General features: G+C 62.7%; 18 protein-coding genes. 7 read left to right on the top strand and 11 right to left on the bottom strand.

All coding sequences use genetic code 11. The features are described from left to right. Window positions 1-208: 208 nt before the first annotated feature. The 3 genes from LWF01_RS07285 to LWF01_RS07275 all read right to left on the bottom strand — a co-directional run bounded on the left by LWF01_RS07285 (window position 209) and on the right by LWF01_RS07275 (window position 4,131). Entirely contained in the window at window positions 209-1,003 is a 795-nt protein-coding gene (locus LWF01_RS07285; RefSeq protein ID WP_349640372.1) for a ferritin family protein, read from the bottom strand. A 120-nt stretch (window positions 1,004-1,123) separates the two neighbouring features. Then, a complete protein-coding gene (locus LWF01_RS07280; RefSeq protein ID WP_349640371.1) occupies window positions 1,124-3,418 on the bottom strand; it encodes an HAD-IB family hydrolase in 2,295 nt (764 codons plus the stop codon). Next, window positions 3,415-4,131 carry a hypothetical protein gene (locus tag LWF01_RS07275; RefSeq protein WP_349640370.1) on the bottom strand — a complete coding sequence of 239 codons (717 nt, stop codon included), beginning with the start codon at window positions 4,129-4,131 and terminating at the stop codon, window positions 3,415-3,417. The genes LWF01_RS07280 and LWF01_RS07275 overlap by 4 nt, the downstream gene beginning before the upstream one ends. Before the next feature lie 341 nt (window positions 4,132-4,472). On the opposite strand from LWF01_RS07275, the gene LWF01_RS07270 reads away from it, so the two are divergent. From LWF01_RS07270 to LWF01_RS07260, 3 genes are all read left to right on the top strand, one after another. Next, on the top strand, window positions 4,473-5,270 hold the full coding sequence (locus tag LWF01_RS07270) for an SDR family NAD(P)-dependent oxidoreductase (RefSeq protein WP_349640369.1): 798 nt from the start codon (window positions 4,473-4,475) through the stop codon (window positions 5,268-5,270). A gap of 190 nt (window positions 5,271-5,460) precedes the next feature. Next, the gene (locus tag LWF01_RS07265; RefSeq protein WP_349640368.1) at window positions 5,461-6,033 is read left to right on the top strand and encodes a lysophospholipid acyltransferase family protein; all 573 of its coding nucleotides are present in this window, start codon (window positions 5,461-5,463) and stop codon (window positions 6,031-6,033) included. Window positions 6,034-6,081: 48 nt separating this feature from the next. Continuing rightward, window positions 6,082-7,752: an FAD-binding oxidoreductase gene (locus tag LWF01_RS07260; protein WP_349640367.1), complete on the top strand. Its 1,671-nt coding sequence runs from the start codon at window positions 6,082-6,084 to the stop codon at window positions 7,750-7,752. Window positions 7,753-7,874: 122 nt separating this feature from the next. Here the strand turns inward: LWF01_RS07260 and LWF01_RS07255 are convergent, their stop codons facing one another. From LWF01_RS07255 to LWF01_RS07245, 3 genes are read right to left on the bottom strand one after another with little or no spacing between them, the layout of a single operon-like run. Further along, the gene (locus LWF01_RS07255; protein ID WP_349640366.1) at window positions 7,875-8,957 is read right to left on the bottom strand and encodes a fatty acid desaturase family protein; all 1,083 of its coding nucleotides are present in this window, start codon (window positions 8,955-8,957) and stop codon (window positions 7,875-7,877) included. Then, on the bottom strand, window positions 8,932-10,287 hold the full coding sequence (locus tag LWF01_RS07250) for an AI-2E family transporter (protein WP_349640365.1): 1,356 nt from the start codon (window positions 10,285-10,287) through the stop codon (window positions 8,932-8,934). The genes LWF01_RS07255 and LWF01_RS07250 overlap by 26 nt, the downstream gene beginning before the upstream one ends. Then, a complete protein-coding gene (locus LWF01_RS07245; protein ID WP_349640364.1) occupies window positions 10,287-11,225 on the bottom strand; it encodes a threonine/serine dehydratase in 939 nt (312 codons plus the stop codon). Before LWF01_RS07245 ends, LWF01_RS07250 begins: the two co-directional genes overlap by 1 nt. A gap of 176 nt (window positions 11,226-11,401) precedes the next feature. On the opposite strand from LWF01_RS07245, the gene LWF01_RS07240 reads away from it, so the two are divergent. The 4 genes from LWF01_RS07240 to LWF01_RS07225 all read left to right on the top strand — a co-directional run bounded on the left by LWF01_RS07240 (window position 11,402) and on the right by LWF01_RS07225 (window position 16,614). Further along, window positions 11,402-12,073, top strand: a complete 672-nt coding sequence (locus LWF01_RS07240; protein WP_349640363.1) for a DNA-3-methyladenine glycosylase — start codon at window positions 11,402-11,404, stop codon at window positions 12,071-12,073. Then, window positions 12,057-12,668 carry a TetR/AcrR family transcriptional regulator gene (locus tag LWF01_RS07235; protein WP_349640362.1) on the top strand — a complete coding sequence of 204 codons (612 nt, stop codon included), beginning with the start codon at window positions 12,057-12,059 and terminating at the stop codon, window positions 12,666-12,668. The genes LWF01_RS07240 and LWF01_RS07235 overlap by 17 nt, the downstream gene beginning before the upstream one ends. A gap of 213 nt (window positions 12,669-12,881) precedes the next feature. Continuing rightward, window positions 12,882-14,510: a sodium:solute symporter family protein gene (locus tag LWF01_RS07230; protein ID WP_349640361.1), complete on the top strand. Its 1,629-nt coding sequence runs from the start codon at window positions 12,882-12,884 to the stop codon at window positions 14,508-14,510. A gap of 49 nt (window positions 14,511-14,559) precedes the next feature. Then, complete coding sequence (locus LWF01_RS07225; protein WP_349640360.1) at window positions 14,560-16,614, top strand: FAD-dependent oxidoreductase; 2,055 nt, start codon at window positions 14,560-14,562, stop codon at window positions 16,612-16,614. Window positions 16,615-16,714: 100 nt separating this feature from the next. Here LWF01_RS07225 and LWF01_RS07220 read toward each other — a convergent pair whose 3' ends face one another. The 5 genes from LWF01_RS07220 to LWF01_RS07200 form a co-directional block, all read right to left on the bottom strand. After that, window positions 16,715-17,836 carry a zinc-dependent alcohol dehydrogenase gene (locus tag LWF01_RS07220; RefSeq protein ID WP_349640359.1) on the bottom strand — a complete coding sequence of 374 codons (1,122 nt, stop codon included), beginning with the start codon at window positions 17,834-17,836 and terminating at the stop codon, window positions 16,715-16,717. Then, complete coding sequence (locus tag LWF01_RS07215; protein ID WP_349640358.1) at window positions 17,836-18,612, bottom strand: SDR family NAD(P)-dependent oxidoreductase; 777 nt, start codon at window positions 18,610-18,612, stop codon at window positions 17,836-17,838. The genes LWF01_RS07220 and LWF01_RS07215 overlap by 1 nt, the downstream gene beginning before the upstream one ends. Before the next feature lie 177 nt (window positions 18,613-18,789). Then, window positions 18,790-19,635, bottom strand: a complete 846-nt coding sequence (locus LWF01_RS07210) for a carbohydrate ABC transporter permease (protein ID WP_349640357.1) — start codon at window positions 19,633-19,635, stop codon at window positions 18,790-18,792. Next, the gene (locus tag LWF01_RS07205) at window positions 19,632-20,558 is read right to left on the bottom strand and encodes a carbohydrate ABC transporter permease (RefSeq protein WP_349640356.1); all 927 of its coding nucleotides are present in this window, start codon (window positions 20,556-20,558) and stop codon (window positions 19,632-19,634) included. Before LWF01_RS07205 ends, LWF01_RS07210 begins: the two co-directional genes overlap by 4 nt. A 4-nt stretch (window positions 20,559-20,562) precedes the next feature. Further along, the gene (locus LWF01_RS07200; RefSeq protein ID WP_349640355.1) at window positions 20,563-21,930 is read right to left on the bottom strand and encodes an ABC transporter substrate-binding protein; all 1,368 of its coding nucleotides are present in this window, start codon (window positions 21,928-21,930) and stop codon (window positions 20,563-20,565) included. Window positions 21,931-21,959: the final 29 nt, after the last annotated feature.

Below are 21,959 nucleotides of genomic sequence, written 5' to 3'. Positions count from 1 at the left end.
CTGACCCCGGCATACGCAATCAGGAGACACATTCCCGCAATCAGGATATGCAAGAAGACCGTAACCTTACTCTGCATAGTTCACTCTTCCTCTTGGGACCCGGTTATTTGGCCGGCAGCTAATCAACTTGATATTTGCTTAACCGCAATTCTGTATATCTTTGACATGATCTACCAGACGCAATCCGGGTCATGCTGCCGGTAGGCGATTAGGCAGCGATGCCGCGTGCGTCCAGGGCGTCCTGCACAATCGTCAGGCCGTTCATTCCCGGCATCTTCGCTACATGCGAGTCGATAACCGCCGCCGCCTGCCGACCGTCGGCGCCCTCGAACAGATGACCCATTACGTGCGTCACCTCGGAATCGGGCATCACCCCGGAACCCACCGGACCCCAGAACTTTCGCAATGCGAACCGGGCCAGTGTCTGCGCTTTCTTGTTCCCATCCAGCCGGGCACGGGCTTGGGTCGCATAGAAGGCGACGTGCCGCGCTTCCTGCTTGGCTATCCGCTTCAGCAGGTCCGCGAGCACCGGGTGGCCCTCGAGGTCGGCCAGCCGGTTGTATGCAGCCACCGCCGACCATTCATTGGCCGCACCCCAGATCATGTGCACAGCCATGAAATCCTTACCCACCAGATTCGAAAGCACGGACTGCTTCACCGGGTCGAGCCTGTCTTTCCAGCCGAGCTTCAGCCGCTTCGCTTTCAGCTGATCGAAGTCAATCACGATGTCATGCATCTTCAGCACGGCTGCCAGCGCCTCGCCGTGCCAGAACTCCTCGCGGTTCCACATGGTCATGAACGCGTTGACCTCAGGATCCTTGTGTGACGGTGTCACCAGCATGTCTCGCAGGTAGCAGACGGTGTGATACTCGATGTCGCACATATAGCTCAGGCTGCGCAGTGATTCCTCCGGCAGTGGATTGCTGCGGAACTGCTCGAAGTCAAGGTCCTCCCAGTTCACGGCGACGGAAGTCCGGGCGTACTTGTCGATGTCAAATGCCATGGTTGCGTTGTACCGCCGAGGCGTTCAGGCGGTCCTTCCTCCTTTTCCGAGGTTCGGCTGCAGGCTTTCCGAGGTTCGACTGCTCATCGGCTTTTCGGCCCTGATCTGGAAAGTGAATTGTCAATGTCGGTCCGCCCTGATCTGGAAACCGGAGCGCAACGAGTCGAGCCGGGTCAGCGGGCGCTGTGCCCACTCCTCGACCTTCCATCGTGCCTGGACAGCGTGGCGGTAAAGCCCGGGATCGGGATTGACAACATGCGGATTGCCCACCAGTTGGAGCCAGGACAGATCCGCGTGCGAGTCGCCGTAGGCATATGACCGCGCCAGGTCCGCGCCGCATTCCCGGGCATAACGCTCCAGCCAGGCCGCCCGTGCCTCGTCGACAAGTGGCGGCGTCGCCAGGTAGCCGGTCCACCTGCCGTCGGCCTCGTGCATCCGCCCCGCAACCACCTCATCGAAGAAGGGCTCCAGCGGTGTGACAATCGCGTCGATCGTGCCGGTTACCAGAACGGTCCGGTGACCGGCCTCCCGATGTTCGTCGATCCTGCGCAACGCGTCCGGTCGCACCCGGGACATCAGCAGATCTCCGATTTCACCGCTCATCAACTTCCGCAGTTTTTCCACGTCGAGGCCCTTGTAGCGACGCATGAAGGTCCGGATGAACTCGCCGCGGTCCCGCTCCTCCGCTCTGAGGTAGCCGGGGGCCGAACGTGCCAGGTCGGCGACGTCGCCGAGCCAGCCAAGTCTCGATCGCATCGCCAGCTGGATCCACAAGTAGTGTTCGACGGTGTTCGACGAGACGACCGTGCCTTCAAGGTCGAAGATCGCCAGGGTGTCCGGCGCTCGTTTCAGAACCACGTCACCGGCGGGCACCGAAGCGGGACGCGAACTGAATGCGCGCATGGACTTGGTGATCCCGGGAAAATGGATCTGCTGAAAGTACGTCGTCCAATCGATCTCCCGCACATCGAATCCACGCTCGGTCTTCGCGCCGTCCGAGAGTGACTGGTGCAACGCCCGGGTATTCGCGTCGTCGTAAATGATCTCTGCCTGCGTGTACGGCTGATACAGATCCGCGTAATGTCGCAGGATTTCCAGGTCGTTCTGTTGAACCATCACGCCCTGCATCCATTTTCTGGTCCGGACAGTACCGGGCAGGCTGGTCAGCATTCTTTCGGCAATGGCATTGGTTCGTTCGCTGGTGCGCAGCTTCGATTCGATCCGATGCCGGCCGGGGAAGTTCCAGGTCGGCACCTGGATATGCGCCCCATCGCCATCCGGCACAGGATTGCTCCGGAAGTAGCTGTGCACATTCTCGTACATCTCCCGGAACAAGAATGGATTACTTGCGCCCGAGGCAAGGTGGAAGTAACGTGCGCCGTCCTGCTCGCTCGGCTGCTCTACCAGCGCCAGGATCGCATTGACAACGAAATCAACCGGAATGATGTCAAGCACGCTGTCCGGCAGACCGGGAAACTCCGGCAGTACGCCGCGCCCGTAGGCAAGGATCAGCGGGTCGGCAACCTTGAAGCCGTCGATCCAGCCGGGGAACGGATGCCGCAGCGCGCTTTCAACAATCGACGGCCGGAGCACCGAAAGCCGGTTGCCCTGCTCCGCCCAGAGCTCTTCGGCAACCCGCTCGCCAAGGGCCTTTGTGAAGGCGTACACATCGGGCCAGCCGAGGCTTTGTGCCCGGGTCCGGCCGTACTCGATCAGGCGCTTGTTGACCCAGTCGATCCGGTTGGCCTCGGCAGCGGACGAAATCGCCTGTGGGCCGGCCTTGCCATGCCGAGAGCGGGCCTTGGCTATCGCCTGCTTCAGGATTTCCGGTCGCCTGGACGAAGCCTCGACCAGGCCGCGGGCTTCCCTGGCGGCCTCCGCTTCCCTGCGCCAGTCCGAGGTGTGTCGCAGGGATTCCTCGCCCACCACGCCTTTCCGCAGGCCACCGACGTAAGCCGTGGACACATGAATCACATGTGGCGCGCCGCCGGATGCCGCCAGGGCGCGGTACAGGCTCTCAGCGCCACCGAGGTTCGTCGAGAAAGCCTCGTCGATCGGCGGATCGAACGACACAGTTGACGCACTGTGCACCACCGCCGTCAGGTCGGCCGGCAGCTTCGGCACGCTGAGCAGATCTCCCTCGAGCACGCTGACCCGTTCGGCGAGCACCTGTTCGGCAGCATCCCGCCCACCCACCCGAGCGACCCAGTTCCCGAACACGGGTTTCCGCAGCAGCTGGTTGAGCCGAGTTCGCCCGGTCAACGTGCCCTTCAGCCTGATCAGAACGGTGACCCGCAGGTCCGGCATCGACGAGATGATCCGTTCGAGCACGGCCTGGCCCAGGAAGCCGGTGACGCCGGTAATCAGAACATTTCCGGCGGCCGGCAGGGCCGTTCGGGGCATTGCATCACTCATTCGCCGCCTGCTTTCCTCGGACGCTGCGTCGACGCCAGGCCGAGCCGGCTTAGCTGTCGGGACGCCGGCCTGGTTCCCACAAGGCCCGGCAGCGCTGCCAGCTCCTGGTCAAACCCGATTACTTTTGCCCGGCTACCGGCCGTGGATAGCGGATCGGTAAGCACACGTCGAGTCTCCTGAGCCGGCTGGGCCGAAAAACTCAGCGGAAGCCAGTTTCGCCGCAACGCCAGCCGGGTTAATCGACGGGCTACCGGGGACGCGGCCAGACGACTGCGGGCTTCCTGGGCATAGAACTTCAGATGGCGTTCCTTCTGGGACACGATGTCGCCGACGACGTCCGACAACGCTCCCCCACTCTCAATCTCGATGATGCCTTCGTACACGATCTGGCCGAGCCGTTCCTCCAGCAGGCCGACTGTCATATGGATGGCGATGAAGTCGCTGCCGATCAGGTTGGCCGAGACCGAATTCCGGATCGGCACCAGCCGATCCAGCACCGCGGCAACGCTGCCGGCAAATGTGTGGTCCGGCGCAAGGGCAATTTCTTCGCCGGGAACGCCGTGCGTTTCCAGAACAGCGGCGAGCGTGTCGGCTATCCAAAATTTCTCGTAGGCCCAACTGGTCAGGAACGCCGTCACGTAAGCGTCCTTGTGCGAAGGTGTCACGAGCAGATTCCGCAGCTGAGACAGGGTGTAGCGCTCGATCAGCGTCATGTACCGCAACTGTCGCAGGGTCGCTCTGGGCAGCGACTGCTCGGCTAGTTTCCGGTAGGGCAGCGAATCTCTGCGGCTTCCCCGCGCCGTACGCGCAAATTCACGCACATCGAAGCGTTCCGGGTCCGTATCCAAACTGCGAGCGGCTATGACCAAAGCGGATTCCGAATTCTCTACAGGAGCGACGCCCGGATCCGGGTATCACACGCAATGAGCGTTCTGGTTGACGGCGCACTACTTCTGGCCAAACTCTATCGACCGAGGGCAAACGCCAGTCCGACCACCCCCAGATTTGTGAGGCCCAGGTCACATCGGCAGAGTCAGCGTCTACGATGAACTCCATGGCGACGGCAATGGTCACGGGCGGGCATTCGGGAATCGGAGCGGCCTTCGCCCGGGCATTCGCAAAGCGCGGCGTCAACCTGGTTCTGGTGGCCCGCAACAGTGACCGGCTCGAGGCTGTCGCCGCAGAATTGCGCACCAGCTGGAACATCAACGTCGAAACCCTCGCCGTCGATCTGGCAGACCGGGCCGAGACGCTCAGGCTCGCCGAACGGCTCACCGATCCTGCGCGTCCGGTCGACGTCTTGGTCAACAATGCGGGCTTCGGCATCCGCACCCGGCTGCTCGATCCGGACACCGCGACGATCGAACGGGGTCTCGACGTCATGTGCCGCGCCGTGCTGATTCTCGGCGGCACCGCCGGCAGGGAAATGCGGCAACGCGGCCGGGGCACCATCATCAACGTGTCCAGCGTCTCCGGCGCGATCGCTATGGGCGCCTACTCTGCCGTGAAGTCCTGGGTGACTACGTATTCGGAAGGCCTGGCCGTCGAGTTGGCAGGAACCGGCGTCACGGTGACCGCGCTGTGCCCGGGCTGGGTCCGCACCAACTTCCACGAAAGTGCCGGCATCAATGCTGCCAAGATCCCGTCACAACTGTGGCTGGACGCAGATGACGTGGTCGAGCAGTGCCTGAAGGATTCAGCCCGCGGAAAAGTGATATCGGTGCCGTCCAAGCGGTTCACGCTGCTCAACTGGGCGGCACGGCACCTGCCACGCAGCGTCATTCGGGCGGTTTCGGCGAGACTTTCCGCAGGCAGATCGAGTCCAGGTTCCGCAGGCAGATCGAGTCCATAGGATGCTTCCTGATAGGTTCTTGCCAGCCGTCGCGACAACGAGAGGCCGTTTGAGATAGATGCAACGCTTCCGACGCTACCGATCTCCCTCGTTGGCTTGTGCCCGTTTCGTCGCGCAGCGTTTGCTGCTCAAGCCCTTGGTTTGGTCGCTGGCCAGGGTTGAGGTCCGCGGCAGGGATAATCTCCGCTCGTTGACGCCGCCATTTATCGCGGTCGCCAACCATTCCAGCCACCTCGATGCGCCGCTCGTGATGGGTGCCCTCCCCCGCCGGTTCGCGCGCTACCTCGCGACAGGTGCGGCTGCGGACTACTTCTTTCACAAGTGGTGGCTCAAGTTGTTCACCACACTCTTCTTCAATGCTTTCCCGGTCGAGCGGTCCGAAACATCATCACGGCGCGGCGTTGCCAGCGGCTTGTTGAAGGTGAGAGTTCCGATCCTGCTGTTCCCGGAAGGTTCCCGGGCATCCGGTCGGCAGGTCACCGAATTCCAGCCCGGCGCTGCGGCGTTGAGCATCAACCTTCGCATCCCCTGTGTCCCGGTTGCCCTGGTTGACGCCGATCTGGCGATGCCACGAGGCTCGCGCTGGCCGGTCCGCGGACGGCAGCCGGTCACGGTGGTGTTCGGCGCGCCGATGCATCCGCGCGCCGGCGAGTCCGCCGCAGCCTTCGCCGGGCGCCTGAAGGATACGGTCCGCGCGCTATTCGACAGCGCCTCACAGTCACACCAGCAAGACGACGCGTGGCCGGACGGATTATCCGCCTAGACAGTCATCGCCGGCTTGGCAGAGTTAACGCATTAGAGAAGAGGGAGCATGACCACGGTCAAACACATGAAATGGTGGGGCTGGGGCGTCGAGGGCGTCCAATTCGAGTACCACAACAAGCCCAACTTCGCCCCTTTCGTCAAAGAAGCCGTCGACCTCGACCTGGAAGTAGAACCAGCAGACATCGACGCACCCGATCTTGACCGGCTCCGGCTTCCCGACTCGCTGATTTCGGCGGCACAACTTGCGCGGCTCACCGAGCTGGTCGGGGATGCTCACGTCACGACCGAACGGCTGGAACGCGTCACCCATACCTACGGCAAGAGCATCCGGGACTTGCTCCGGTTGCGCGACGGCAGCATCGCACGCGTTCCCGATGTCGTTGTCTACCCGGGCACCGAGGCTGAGGTACAGCAGATTGTCGATCTCGCTGTCGATCAGGACGCCGTGCTGATTCCTTTTGGCGGCGGCACCAATATCTCGGGCAGTCTGGAGCCACTCCCCGAGGAAACCCGCCCGATAATCTCACTTGATCTTGGCCGGATGAACCGGGTCCTGGAAGTCGACGAGCAGTCCGGGCTGGCCCGGGTGCAGGCCGGAACTCTTGGCCCCGACCTTGAAGAGCAGCTGGGCGATCGTGGCTGGACGATGGGCCACTTCCCCGACAGCTTCACGCACAGCACGCTGGGTGGCTGGGTCGCCACCCGGTCCTCGGGCATGCAATCGGACAAGTATGGCGACATCGCCGAGATCACCCGGGGCCTGAGGGTCGTCGTGCCGCGCCGCACGCTCGTCATCCGGCCGCTACCCGGCACCTCGACCGGCCCAAGTGTCCGGGAAATGATCCTGGGCAGCGAAGGCAGGCTCGGCGTCATCACCGAAGTGACCGTGCAGATCCATCGGCTGCCCACCGAGCGTCAGGTGCTCGGCTACCTGTTTCCGGACTGGCAGGCGGGCCTTGCCGCGATGGAGGAGATCGCCAGCAGTGACGCGTCCCCATCGGTGACCCGGGTATCGGATGCCCGGGAGACCGGATTCTCCTTCGCGACCCGGAAGAAGGGCAAGAAAGTCTCCGGCGCGGTGAGCGCTGCCCTGATGAAGGTCCTCGAACGCAAAGGGTGGGACCTGGAAAAGCTCTGCCTGTCGTTCATCGGTTACGAGGGCAGCAAACGGCATGTCGGCTATGAGAAGAACCTCGTGCGCCAGATTGTGCGCAAGCACGGCGGAATCCTGCTCGGAAAAGGCCCCGGCACGCTCTACGACCAGAAGAAGTTCGACACGCCGTACATCCGCGACTTCCTGCTCGATCGCGGCGCGGCAGCAGACGTCTCCGAGACAGCCGCTCCGTGGTCAAGGCTGCGGGATCTCTATGCCGGCACCGTTGCCGCGGCAAACGCCGCCTACCGGGAAATCGGCGTCAGGGGCTGGATAATGTGCCACCTCTCGCACTCCGAGCACTCGGGTGCCTGCCTGTACTTCACTTTCGCGTTCCGGCACGACGACAACGATCCGATCGGTCGGTACGAGGTAGTGAAAACCGCCATCCAGCAGGCATTCATCGACAATGGCGGCACCCTCTCCCACCACCACGCCGTAGGGCGCGAGCATGCACCGTGGATCGAACAAGACCTTTCCCCGGCGGGAGCGGACATGTTACGCGGCCTGTTCGAATCGGTTGATCCTAAGCGGAACCTGAACCCAGGGAAGATAGTGTTCTAGCGTTTGGCGCCGGTGGCGACCGCTAGGCGCCGGTGGCGACCGCTAGGCGCCGGTGGCGACCGCTAGGCGCCGGTGGCGACCGCTAGGCGCCGGTGGCGACCGCTAGGCGCCGGTGGCGACCGCTAGGCGCGGTATTCCTGCACCAGGGGGCAGTCGAAGGGCCCCCGGGCTTTCAGGCCGACCGCATTGAGATACCGGACGACGATCCCGTAGGACTTGAGCAGCGTGGTCTCCGTGTAGGCAACGCCGTGAGTCTCGCAGTAGTCGCGAACCACCTTCTGGGCGTGGCGCAGGTTCGGTCGCGGCATGCTGGGGAACAGATGATGCTCGATCTGATAGTTAAGACCGCCCATCGCGAGGTCTACGAATGATCCGCCCTTGATATTGCGCGACATCAGCACCTGGCGGCGCAGGAAGTCCACCTTGGCGTTCTTCGGCACGATCGGCATCCCCTTGTGGTTGGGTGCAAACGCAGCGCCGAGCAGGAATCCGAACACGCCAACCTGCACACCAAGGAATGCAGCGGCGATTCCCGGACTCAGCAGGATGAACAGTACCGCGACGTAGCCCCCCAGGCGGACGATCAGAAACGTGATCTCGACCCACCGAAGTTTGATCGGCCGCTTGCCGAACGCCGTTTTCACGCTCTGTACGTGCAGGTTGATTCCCTCGAGAAAGAGCAACGGGAAGAACCAGTAACCCTGCCGCTTGGCGAACGCTTCGCCAATGCCCTTGCGCTTCTCGGCGTCCGCCGGGGTAAAGGCGAGCACATCGGAGACGATGTCCGGATCCTTACCCATCTGGTTTGGCGCCTGGTGGTGCCGGTTGTGCTTGTTCATCCACCAGCCGTAGCTCAGCCCGGCAGCGAGACCGGACAGCAGGCGACCGGTCCATTCGTTCCATCGGTGCGACTGGAAGATCTGCCGGTGGGCTGCCTCATGCCCGAGGAATCCGAACTGGGTGAGGACGACGCCCATCAGCGCGGCAACGATCAGCTGGTACCAGGTATCGCCGAGCAAAACGACGGCGACCCACAGTCCGGTGTAAACCAGCACTGTTCCAATGATCATCGACCAGTAGAAACCGTATGAGCGCTTCAGCAGGCCGAGCGCTGTTACCTGCTTCATGAGTTCGGCGTAATCGCTGACGTGACGTTCGCGGATCGGACGTTGGCGCTCTTCAACTGCCTGGTGGGAGGTCGTCATCAGGGCTGCTTTCTCCAGTATCTTCGTTCGGCGACGGGTCTGATCCGACGCGTTGTGGCGTCGCATCAGGCTTGCGATCCGCAGTGCGGGTACCCGCACTGCCGACTAAATCCAGGACCACACTGTTAAGCGTTGCAACGAACGGCACAGCAAATAGCGCTCCGGGAACTCCAGCCACAACTGTACCGGTTGCGACCGCCAGAATGACGCCGAGCGGATGTACGGAGACTGCTTTTCCCATCACAAAGGGCTGAAGGACGTGGTTTTCGAGCTGCTGGACGCCCACCACGACGGCGAGCATGATCAGCGCTGCTACCCAGCCCTGGCTGACCAGCGCGACAAGCACGACAACAAGACCGGACGCCACCGCACCGATAACCGGGACGAAGGATGCCAGGAATACCAGAATTCCCAGTGGGACGACCAGCGGTAGCCCAAGGATCGCCGCACCGATCGAGATACCCACGGCATCGACAAAAGCCACGAGGACCTGCACCCGCACGTACTGCACGAGCGTAATCCAGCCTCGGGCGCTCGCGCTCGCCGTCCGTCGGCGGGCCCTGTCCGGCAGCAGCCGGATCAGCCATTCTGAGATCTTCCGTCCGTCCTTGAGGAAGAAGAAAGTAGCGAAAAGAGCGATAAGCGAACCGGCGATGAAGTGGCCGGCGGTACCGGTGACGGCGAGGGCGCCGCCGAGTATCTGGCTGGAATTTTCCTGTAACGCGGAGACGGCCTGGCTGACCGCCTGGTCGACGGCATCGGCAATCTGCCCGGTGCTGAACCCGAACGGGCCGGACTGGAGCCAGGCCACGACCGATTCGTACCCGGCAACGGATTGCGCCACCAGATCGTCCGACTGGACGGCTAGCTGCTGCCCGACCAGCGTGAACAGGCCAGCGACGATCACCAGAAAACTCAGGAAGGCAATTGTGGTCGCGAGCGCCCGCGGGACCCCTTTTCGGTGCATCCAGTTCACCCATGGGGCAAGCAGGGCACTCATCAACAACGCCACTAGCAACGGGATGACGATGGTGGCGACATAGCTCAGCCCATAGAACAGCAGCGCGACCGCCGCCGCCACTGCGAGCAGCCGCCATGCCCATGCCGCGGCTAGCCGCAGAGCAGGCACAACGAAAGGCTGCCCGTCGTCCGTGTCGTAGGTAAAGACCTGACGATCTTCGAAGGGCGAGGGTTCTTCACCGCCTGGCACAACCGGGTAACGGCTGGTGACGCGGCTAAGGTTCCCGCCAGGCCGCTGCGCGTCGGTCGTCTGCGCGACGGGCTTTGCGCCGTCCGGTGTCTGCGAATTCTTCCGTCGAAACGTCCACATCAGCTCAGTCCGCTCGTTATCGTGTTCGCCCCGCAAAGAATGACGGCGACCCGTTCGCCGTCCTCGGGTTGGTACGCGCCGGATGTCAGGGCCGCAAGTGCTGCGGCCGTGCCGAGTTCGACGACGATTCGGTAAGTGTCCCAGAGGACCTGACGTGCCTCGACTATGGCCTCGTCACTGACCAGAACGCTGGCCGCGGTGGCGTCTACCGCGGCCGCATAGCCGATCTCGCCCATTCGGCGGGCACCGAGAGAATCGACAGCCACGCCGGACACGCCGACATCGACTGGCCCGCCGGCGATTCGGGCGCTGTGCCAGGTGGGTATGTTCTCCGGTTCTACGCCGACGATTGCCACCCGGGAATTGAGCGCGGCGCAGATGCCACCGAGCAGGCCGCCCCCACCGACAGAGACGAGTACCGTGTCGACGGCTTCCAGCTGCGATTCAAGCTGAAGTCCGATGGTGCCCTGACCGGCGCAGACCTCAGGCTGATCGTAGGCGTGCACGAAGATCGCGCCGGTACGTTCCTCCTCGAGCCTCGCCGCATCGTACGCCTCGGCATACTCGGCTCCGACCTGCCGAACCGTGGCTCCCAGGCCCAGCAGCCGCTTCACCTTCACCAGCGGGGCGGTTTCCGGCAGATAGATAGTGGCTGGCAGGCCGAGCTGGCCGGCGGCGTACGCCACGCCGAGGCCCGCATTGCCGCCGGAGGCCGCAATGGCACCGGTCTGGCCGAGTTCCCCGGTCTCCCGCGCGCTCAGCAGGCGGTTCATCGCTCCCCTGGCCTTGAACGATCCGCTGTGCTGCATGAACTCGCATACCAGAGAGACCTGCGCCCGGCTGCCGAAGCTGCCGGTCTCAGTTGACACCGTTGGCGTGGTGCGGATGTACGGGTCGATCCGCGCGTAAGCGGCCTCGACGTCGGAACGGATGAGCATACTGCGATTCAATGTCACCGCGTCCAAGGAAGCAAGCCTCGCGCCCGGCGATTGGGCTTGCCGATAAGTACACCTACGGCGGCTGGGGCAAGTGGCGGCGGGCTGCCGGTCACTCGTGGCATTCCTCCGCGGTGCCGTGACAGAGTCGAAACTCCGTGGTGGCTAGGCTTGGGTCCGTGACTGGCTTCGATGGATACATGCCCGCACGCCGGGAATTCTTCGCGCGCGAAGTGACCGATGTCGCTCCGGAACTGCTGGGGTGCGTGTTGCAACACAGCGACGGCGCGGGAACGGTCGGCATCCGGATCACCGAAGTGGAGGCGTATGCCGGCGAACGCGATCCGGGGGCGCACTCCTACCGCGGCCGGACGGAACGCAACAAGACGATGTTCGGTGAGCCCGGGCACGTCTACTGCTACTTCACCTACGGCCTCCATCATGCCGTGAACCTGGTCGCAGGCACGGCGGGTCAGCCATACGGTTGCCTGATTCGTGCAGGTGAGGTGATTCGCGGAGCCGAGCTAGCCCGCAAGAGACGCGAGGCGAAGCCGCGCAAGAATCCGCTACTCGACCATGAATTGGCCCGTGGCCCTGCGTGTATCGCGCAGAGCTTCGACGTCGATCTTGGCAATGACGGCGACGATCTCTTCGGCTCCGGCTGGGAAGTGCTGCTGCCGTCGGGCGAGCTGTCGTTGCCCCATCTGACCGGCCCGCGGGTCGGTGTCAGCGGTCCCGGCGGAGACGGCACGGCCTTCCCATGGCGCTTCTGGCTCCCTGAGGAACCTTCCGTGTCGGCATACAAGCCGGCGTCCCGGCCGGGGAGGGTGCGCAGTGGCGCAGCGCGGTAGGCCAAAGGGTGACGGCCACCAGAAACAGCAGATCCTGGACGCCGTGATCCGGCTGACAGTTCAGCAGAGTTCGTCGACGATCCGGATGCGCGATGTCGCCGAGGCCGCGGACGTGTCGGTTGGCATGATCCAGCACCACTTCGGCTCTCGCGACAACCTGATGGACGAGGCAAGCAGGCGGTACCTGCTGGACGTCGTTTCCAAGCTGCGGAGTATTGCCGCCGAGGATGCCGCTCCCTGGGACAAGCTGATCCGGTTGTGCCGCCGCGCCCAATCCCTCGAGGACATCAACGACCGGGTGGTGGTCTGGATCGACCTGCTGTCGCACGCCACCCGGGAAGCCAGCCCACGAGAGTCCGCCCAGGCGATCAACACGGCGTGGACTGACCTGCTGGCCGAGGTGATTGCCGAAGGGACATCCTCTGGCGAGTTCAGACCGGTCGGCGGCGCCCGCACCGTGGCCGAGCAGTTGGTCGCTTTCGTCGACGGACTCGACGTGGCAGTCGCCTCTGGAAGCGTCGGCACCGACTCCACCTGGCGGGACGACCAGCTGTACTCGATGACGCGCATCCTGCTGGGTCTGCCTTCCCACTAGGCTCCCCGCCGTCAATGTCGAAGTGACACTTGACACACTCGGGACGAATTGCCAATATCGTCATATTGTTAATTCGTGCCGGCAACGACGCTGGCCGGAAGGAGTCCCGGTGACCGCCCCTCTGCTCTTTGCTCTGTACTACGGAACATTTCCGCTGCTCTTCATCATCGGCTGCTGGATCGTCATCCGGCGCGATTACAAAGGCGACAAGTAGTGTTCGCCGCCGCGATTATCGGTAGCTTCGCGCTCTACCTCGTGATTGGCGCCATCGTCGGCAGGACCGTCAAGAACAAGGCTGACTACTACGTTGCCGGCCGTTCGGCGCCCACCTTTCTGATCGCTGGAACCCTCGTGGCTTCGTTCCTTTCCACGGTGTCATTCATGGGTGAGCTCGGCTTCTCTTACGACGGCTACCCGGTGGTGATGCTGATCCTGACCGCGATCAACATCTCCGGCTACGTGATCGGGGTGCTCGCCTTCGGCCGCTACCTGCGCCGGTCCGAGGCACTGACAGTGCCGGAATTCTTCGGTAAGCGGTTCAACTCCACCGGACTACAGGCCCTGGCAGGTGTCATGGTTGTGGTCGGCGTCGGACTTTACCTGGTTGCGGTGACGCAGGGATTGGCCTTGGTGCTGACCCAACTGATCGACCTGCCGTACTGGCTCGTGCTGTTGATCGTCTGGGCTGCCTACACGCTGTTCACCCTAATGTCAGGCTCGCGTGGTGTCCTGGTCAACGACACACTGATGTTCCTGATCTTCGCCTTGGCCGCCGTTCTGGGCCTGGGCGGCGTCATTGCCGCCGCAGGCGGACCCGTGGAAGCCATGCATAAGATGTCAGCAATCGGCAGCAAGCCCGACGCTTTGAGCTGGCATGGCCTTACCGGCGAGACCAGCTACATGGGAACCCCGGCAGACACTCTGATCTACGCCATCACCCTCGGGGTCGTCTGGGCGACGGTTGTCGCGGTCAGCCCGTGGCAGTCCAGCAGGTATCTGATGGCCAGGAATGAGCACGTTGCGCTGAGGAGCGGCCTGGTCGCCACTGCCTCGCTCGCGGTGATCTACCTGTTCCTCACCTTCGGCGGATTCTCGATCAACATCTTCAACCCCAACATCGAGCCGTCAGAGATCGCGTTCATCTGGGCTGCTGAGAACATTCTGCCGCCGGTGGTCGGGGTCATCATCGTCACCGGAATCGCCGCGGCGGGACTTTCCTCCGCAGCGTCCTTCCTGTCCCTGATCGGCTTCAGCGTGGCGAATGACATCATGCCCTGGATCAGCCGGCGTTCCAGCGTCACGGCGGACGACGCGACCACGCTGCGCACCTCGCGAATCGTGATGCTGATCGCCGGACTTGCGGTGCTGGGCATAACGTTCATCGCGCCGCCAGCCGTCATGACAATTGGGTATTTCGCGGCGACGCTCTTCGCCGCGGCCTGGGGACCGGTGGCCGTGTGGTGCATCAAGGGCACCCGGATGACGACCCGCGGCGCCGCGGCCGGAATGATCTCCGGATTCCTCGTGGTCGGCATCCTCAACGGTCTGGTTGAGTTTGCGGGAGTGGAGCTGCCAACCATCGCCAACCCGGTGATCCTGGGCCTCCTGGCCAGCGTTGCCGGGGTACTGGTGGGCAATATCGGTCAGAAGGCACCGAGCGTCGGCGTCGAGTTCCTGGCCAAAATCCTGCCGACACCCGCAGCCGAGAAAAGCCGGTCCGATCTGCTGATCACCAGGCGGGTTACGACGGCGACCGCCGTCGTGCTCGTACTGTGCACCGGGGTGCTCGTCGTGCTTTATGCCATTCCGCATGCAGACTTTATCGCCGGGGCGATGCCGTAACTGGTTGCAAAACCAACCCTGAGCCCAATACTCGAGAAGTGGAAACCCAATGCATACCGCACGCACAAACTATCCGGACGCGCTGAGCCCGATTGCGATCGGTAATGTCTCGGTTCGCAACCGGATCTTCAGCTCGGCGCACCAGACCGGGCTCGTGCACGATCATCTGCCGACCGAGGACCTGCTCGCTTACCACCGCGAACGTGCGCGCGGCGGCATTGGGGCGATCTTCATGGAGGCCTCGGCTACGCATCCGAGCGGCCTGCTGACGCCGCACACCATTGGCGCCTACCTTCCGGAGTCGATTCGGCCGATGTCGGAAATCGCCGATGCCGTGCACAGGGAGGGCGCGAAGCTCTTCGTGCAGCTGTTCCATGGCGGCCGCGAACAGATTGCCACAGCGCCGAAGCAGCCGGCGGTGGCGCCCAGCGCGGTGCCCTCGGCCAGGTTCCATGTGGAGCCGCGGGCGCTGACCGGTACCGAGATCTTCGAGCTGGTGACCGGATATCGGCAAGCTGCCTCGCACGTTGCACAGGCCGGACTGGACGGCGCCGAGGTCTCGGCATCGCATGCCTATCTGCCGGCTCAATTTTTCGCCAAGCGCAGTAATCACCGGACGGACGACTACGGCGGCAGTCTTCGTAACCGGCTCCGGTTCGTGATGGACGTGCTTAACGCCACCCGTGAGGGCCTGGGGCCGGACAAGGCGCTCGGGGTCCGACTGGCGATCGACGAGATCAGCCCGGATGCCCTCGACCGGAACGCCTGCATAGAGATCGCCGGCTTACTCGCTGAGGAGACGCCAATCGACTTCGTGTCCTTCGTGCTCGGTGATTCCGCGACCTACGTCGGGTCATCGTTCATTGCGCCGCCTCCGCTCACCGCTCCTGACGGCATCGTCGGCAGCCTTGCGGGACTGCGGGGGGTCGTCCCCGACCGGGTACGCCTTCTCGGCACCACCCGATTCCTGGAACTCGCGCAGGCCGATTCCGCGGTGTCGGACGGACTTTTGGACCTGGTCGGGATGACCCGCGCACACATCGCCGATCCGCACCTGGTGCGGAAGGCTTCTGCCGGTGCGGCGCCCATCCCGTGTATCGGCTGCAATGTCTGCATTGGGCATTACCACGCCGGAACGCCGATCGCCTGCGCCACGAACATCAGCACCGGACGGGAGCTGACCAGAAGCCAGCCGCCAGAGAGCGTTCCTTCCGTTTCGGTGGAAAGCGTTGCCGTGGTCGGGGCAGGTCCTGCCGGCGTGGCGGTTTCGCAGGGCAGCGTTGCCGCGGTCGACTCGCCGCGCGGCACGATCGCCGTGGTCGGGGCCGGTCCAGCGGGTGTGGCGGCGGCGGTGCAGGCCGCCCGGCGGGGCGCGTCCGTGACCCTGTTTGAGCGGGAGTCAGAGATCGGCGGTCAGCTGCGCGTGGCGGGAGGCGCTCCGGACCATCGGGAAACCTGGGCACGCTGGAAGGGCTGGGCCGATCGCGAGCTAGCGGAGTTCAACGTCGATCTGCGACTGGAAACCGAGGTGACGGCTGCCGAACTGGAAGGGTTCGATCGGGTCACCGTGGCTACCGGCGCACGTCCATATCAGGATGAGGAGGTATGGCGGGCCGCCGCGGACCAGTCGATGCCGATGTTGGACTCCTGGCAGCTGCTCGCCACGCCGGACGTAGCCGAACTCCCGGGACCGGTACTGGTTGCGGACTGGGGCGGCGATCCCAGCGGCCTCGATGCAACCGAGGTACTGGCGGCAGCGGGACAGCACGTCTATTACGCCTATGCGGGGCCGGCTCCGACGGAATTCATCCATCAGTACCAGCGCAACGGATACCTGGGTCGGCTGGACCAGGAGAATGTCACGCTGCTCCCCCACCTGGAGTTGGCGACCGAAGGCGGACAGTTGGTGCTGCGCAACGTCTTCTCCGGCAGATCGCGTGCGCTGCCCGGCGATATCCGATCCATTGTGGCGGCACATGGCCGGGTGCCGGAGACGGAGCTGGCCGGTCAGTTCCCGGTCGGGGCGCTGGTCGGCGATGCAGCCGGGCCGCGCAGCCTCGAAGAGGCGACGCTGGAGGGCACGATGGCGGTCGAGGCCCGGTAACGCTCGGCCTCGACCGGGGATTGACATCATGATCGAGTCGTACAGCCCCTGAAGTCCGCCGGAAACTTTCAGTTCCCGCCTCAAGTTCGCAGGCCCGCTCTTATGTCTCCAGCCATGGGTCAATCACGACCTTGCCTACCTCAACTCCATCGAGCTGCCATCGATTGGCCGGCCTCAAGGCGTTGATCGCGTCGTGTGCGCGCTCCAGCGGTAAACGATGCGTTATCAGGTGGCGTGCTTTTTCGCCAAGCTTCTCAACCAGGCCGAGCGCGCGTCCGAACGAATCGGGTGTATAGCCCGACGAAGAGACCATCCGCGCATCACGAGACAGAATGTGCTGATACGGGTTGATTTCGACCGTTCCGACATCCGAAAAGTGTCCGAGTTCTATAAAACAACCGCCGCGCGCAAGATAACCAAAGCCCTCCGGTACCGTCGATGGCACTCCGGCGCATTCCACCACGAGGTCGTACCCCTTCTCGTTCGGCGATCCAGCCAGCACAGCATTCCTGCGTTCGTCCGGATCCCGGAGCGTTCCGATGTCGACCGTGGTCCGCGCTCCAAGTTCGCGGGCGATCTCCAACCGTCGTGCGGGGCCGCCTATTGCCGAAATCGTGCTCGCGCCGCCAAGTGCTGCTGCCGCAATTGCGAGCAGTCCGACAGTGCCCGTGCCCTGGACAAGCACCGAATCTCCGAACCGGAAGCCAGCCCGCATCAATCCTTCAACGGGAGTTGCGGCAGGCTCAGCGAGTACGACATTCTCTGCGGGGGCTTCGCTCACGAAAACCCGTGCCCGGCTGTTACATAAAACGTATTGACCCCATCCGCCGCCGGCTGGCCGCTCGTCCGGGTTCGAGAACCCGATCACGTCCCAGCTCTCGCAGTTCGGAAATCGCCCTCCAGCTTTGCATGGGGCACAACGTCCGCACGGGGTCGCTGGCATCACCGCTACCCGGTCCCCCGCCTTCAGTGGCACCCCACGCACATCGCGCCCGAATTCCGGCCCAACCTCCTCGACGATCCCGCATACCTCATGCCCGAGTGTTGAAGGATAGTCGTAGTCCGGAATGTGACCGAGAGCGATGTGCAGGTCGGTCGCGCACACGCCTGCGTATTCGACTCGGACCAGCATTCCGTCAGCTGGCGTTTCCGGAATCGGCTGTTCCCTGACCTCGAAATCGCCATTGGCTGCGGTCAGCGTCGATACGCTGAAGGTAGTCATCATGTTCTCCTCTGGTTAGTCGCCTTCAAGTGAAAGTCGTCTTGAAGCAGCGTGGAGCGGCCGCCGTCAATAGACATCACAGTTCCGGTGGTGAAGCCTGACCGGCCGCTGTCGGCAAGGAACTCGATGGCCTGGGCTATCTCTTCCGGCCTGCCAAGCCGACCAGAGAGGTGGAGCCGTTCGACGTTCACCCGCTCGCCTTCCGGATCAGCGAAAGTCCCGAAGTACTTGTCATTGATCGGCGTGTCGATATAGCCCGGAGCGACCGTATTTACTCGAATCTGGCGATCCGCGAGTTCGATTGCAAGGGACTGGGTGAGAGCATTCACGCCGGCCTTCGCGACGTTGTAGGGAAATACGCCCTCAAGCGTCGATGTCGCGTGGTTGGAAGATACGTTGACAATCGACGAGCCGGGGCGCATGCCCCGCGCAGCCTCCCGCGAGCACAGCCACACTGCTCGCAAGTCCAAGTCCAGACAGTTGTTCCAGTCCGCAATCGTGGCATTCATAGTGCCCTTGAAGACGTTCGCCCCGGCGTTGTTGACCAGCACGTCAACTCGCTCCGTCGTTGCCAGTACGTCCGCCATCAGCCGTTCGCACGCCTCTGCCTCGCGCAGATCTGCCAGGACGATCGACGCACGACCTCCGGCGTCCGCGATCTCACGGACGACTCTCTCGGCCGATGCCGGATCACGGCCGTGCACGACGACGTGCGCACCTCTACTTCCAAACAGGAGAGCGGTCGCGCGACCGATTCCTTTGGTCGCTCCAGTCACGACGACTGTTCGCCCATTCCATGGCCCCGTAGAGTCAAGCACTCAGACCACGTCCGCGATTAGATCCCGCGAATGGCTTAACCTCGGCCATCGTCGACCGCGAATTCTTCATTGGAATCTCCTCGTTATCGTTCTGTTTGCGAATTCGACATTGGGTCTACGTACTGCACGTTTGAGCTAGCCCTTGACCGCGCCCATTGTCATTCCGCGCACGAGGTGTTTCTGGAAAACGAAGACCACGATGAACGCTGGGATGAGCAGGAGGGTTGAGGCTGCCGCAAGCGCATTGAGGTTGATTGCCTGGAACCCGATGAAGTTGAACACCCCAACTGGACCTGTTCTGGCGTTGAGGCTCGTGAGAATGAGCGCAAAGAAGAACTCATTCCAAGAGAAGAGGAACGAGATCACGCCGGCACCGACCATGCCGGAACGCGCAAGCGGAAGCATGACGCGACGGAAGGCAGTCCAATCGGTACAACCGTCTACTTTCGCCGCCTCAAGAAGTTCGATCGGCAGGCCGTGAAATGTCTCGATCAAAATCCAGGTCACCATACCGATAACAAGAAGAACGTGAACGGCGACGAGGGCTGGAATCGTATCGAGCATGCCTATCTGACGGAACGTGAGGTAGAACGGGATGGCGACTGCAATCGGCGGAGCCATTCGAGTAGAGAGTATCCAGAACTCAAGATCCTTGCTGCGTTTTTCCCGCAGTTTGGTGAGCGCATAGGCCGCGCACACCCCCACGGCGAGCGCGATGACGGTCGCGGCGACAGCTACCGTGAGGCTATTGCGTAGCTGGGTATACAGCGGCACTTGAAGGAAGGCGTCCCGAAACGCGTCGAAGGTGGGTTGAAAGAACCATACGGGCGGAACGCTCTGGCTATCGACCGGTCGCTTCAGGCTCAGCTGAATGATCCAGTAGATCGGAAACAGGCTCCAGATCAGTACGACACCGATGAAGGTCCACCGGATGGCGCGGCCGCCGGGGCTGATGAATCGAGCAGCAGGATTCTGACTCATGCGTATGCCTCTTTCGCCATAAAGCGACTGGCCAATTTACCGAATGCCATCGCCACGATTAGCAAGATGATCGCCGCGGCACTCCCGGATCCAAAATCAAGGAATTGGATACCTTGCTTGAAGGCGTAAACGTTGATCGTCGTGGTCGAGCTCCCTGGCCCTCCACCCGTCAGGACCTGAATGCTGTCGAAGGTCTTGAGAGCGTCAACTCCTCTGAAAAGAACGGCAACCATGAGGTATGGCTGCAGTGCCGGGAGGATGACGTATCGAAGGCGAGTCCACCAGCCGGCCCCGTCGATGAGGGCCGCCTCCACTACCTCTCCGCTGACGGCGGTGAGTCCGCCAAAAAGGATGATCATCACGAAGGGGGTCCACTGCCACACGTCAACGCCAATCAGGGTGCCGAGCGCCATCCCCGGCGTGCCCAGCCAGTCGGGCCTGGCCAATCCGAGGACATCTCCGATCATCCAGTTGAGCACGCCAAGGCTTGGGTCCAGGATGACTTTCCAGCCGAAGAGCACGGCAACGGGAGTCGCCGCCATCGGGAGAAGAAGCAGCGCCCTGATCAAACGGTGCTCACCACGCATGTCGAACAGGACGAGCGCAACTGCAAGGCCAAGCACGAGCTCGAGGCCAACTGCGGCAATCGTGAAGACCAGCGTTATCGCGATCGACTGCTGGAAGACTGGATCCCCAAACTTCTCTATGTAGTTGCCCAGGCCCACAAAGGCCGGGGTTCCCTGTCTGGTGGAGAACAAGCTTGCAACGACGGCGTACACCGTCGGGTAAATTGTCAAGAGCAGGAGCAAGATGACCAGGGGCGCGAGCATCGCTCGACGAACGCGGGTTCGGCTGGTCTCCTGGCTACGGATTCGCGGAGGCTGCGTTCGACGACGCGCGATGTCTCCGACATCAGAAATCATCGAGCTACCCCAGCGCCTGCGCAGCGGCCTTTTGGGCGTCCGCAAGAGCGTCCTTGGCAGATGTGCCGGACGTCACCGCTGTATTCGCGGCGCGTGCGAACGCATCACCAACCTGTGGCCATTTCGGGTGCATCCAGGCTGCAACCATAGGCTTCGAGTCCACCGCCTTCAATTGCCCGAGGACGGTTTCGGCCGCTTCCTTTCCGAAACCTTCGGCAAATGAGGGATTCTCCCAGGCGCTCGTTCGCGGAGGTGTCGCGCCATTCGTGGAAAGCAGGATCGATGTCGGCTTGCTGGTTGCCCATTGAAGGAACAGCCACGCGGCGTCCTTGTTCTTCCCCTTTGAGTTAAGCCCGACAATCCAGTGCCACAGGTTTGGGCTGCTACGACCGTCCTGCGAAGGAAAGGCGCCGACTGCGAACTTGTCGGCGATCGTCGACTTGTCCGGATTGCGAAGATCAGGAATCGCATTCGTCGAGTCCTGCATCATTCCCGCGCGGCCTTGCTGCATCGCGGTGTTGATCTCAAGCCAGTCCCAGCTGGAGACTCCGGCTGGGCCGCCGGCTTTGAGCACATCGGCGTAGCGCTGCACGGCCGCGACAGTCTCCGGGCTATCCAGCGCGGCTTTGCCGTCCGGGTCGATCAGGTAACCGCCATAGGAGAAGACATAACCGGCGGCGGGCCAAGCTATGGCACCGGCCGTGGGTTTGCCCCGCAGCGCTATCCCCGCGTCCACCTTTCCTTCCGACTTGAGCCTCGCAACCACAGTCTCCAATTCGTCGAACGTTTTCGGAGCCGACTTGAGCAAGTCGCTGCGGTAAATGGTCGTCTGAACCTCCGCGGTTATCGGCATGCCGTACCGCGTCCCGTCCTTCCAGGTCACGAAGTCACGCGCAGACTGGAAGATCTCAGTGTCGTCGAACCACTTCTCGTCAGTCAGCTTCGTGTTGGAGAGGAAGTCGTCGAGTGGCTCCAGCCACTTCGCGCCGACAGCCTGCCCGTAGGAAGGAACCATGAAGATATCCGGTGTCGGACTGCCGGAGTTGAGATCGACAGGAAGCTTCGTGTTGAACTGTTCCTCGCCCGCCACGTCAAGCCGTACTTTGATTCCGGTCAAAGACTCAAAAGTGGGCAGATGCGGCTGGAGCGCTGTGATCCATTGATGCGTGGAGGCGCCGAACACCAGGGTTGCACCAGCTTGCTGCTTCCAGTCCATGTTGGCTTTGGTCCAGGAATCGGTATTTGCGGCGGAACCTCCACCCTCGGAAGGATCTGAACACGCCGCGAGCAATGAACTAACTGCGAAAACAGATCCGGTCGCAACCCCGAGCTTAAGAGCGGATCTGCGCGAGAAACTTGCAGGAATCGACATTGAATCTCCAAGTGACTGTCGCACTGGAC

It is taken from the genome of Saxibacter everestensis, assembly GCF_025787225.1.
GTDB classification, from domain to species: Bacteria; Actinomycetota; Actinomycetes; order Actinomycetales; family Brevibacteriaceae; genus Saxibacter; species Saxibacter everestensis.
This window is presented reverse-complemented; position numbering and strand designations above follow the sequence as displayed.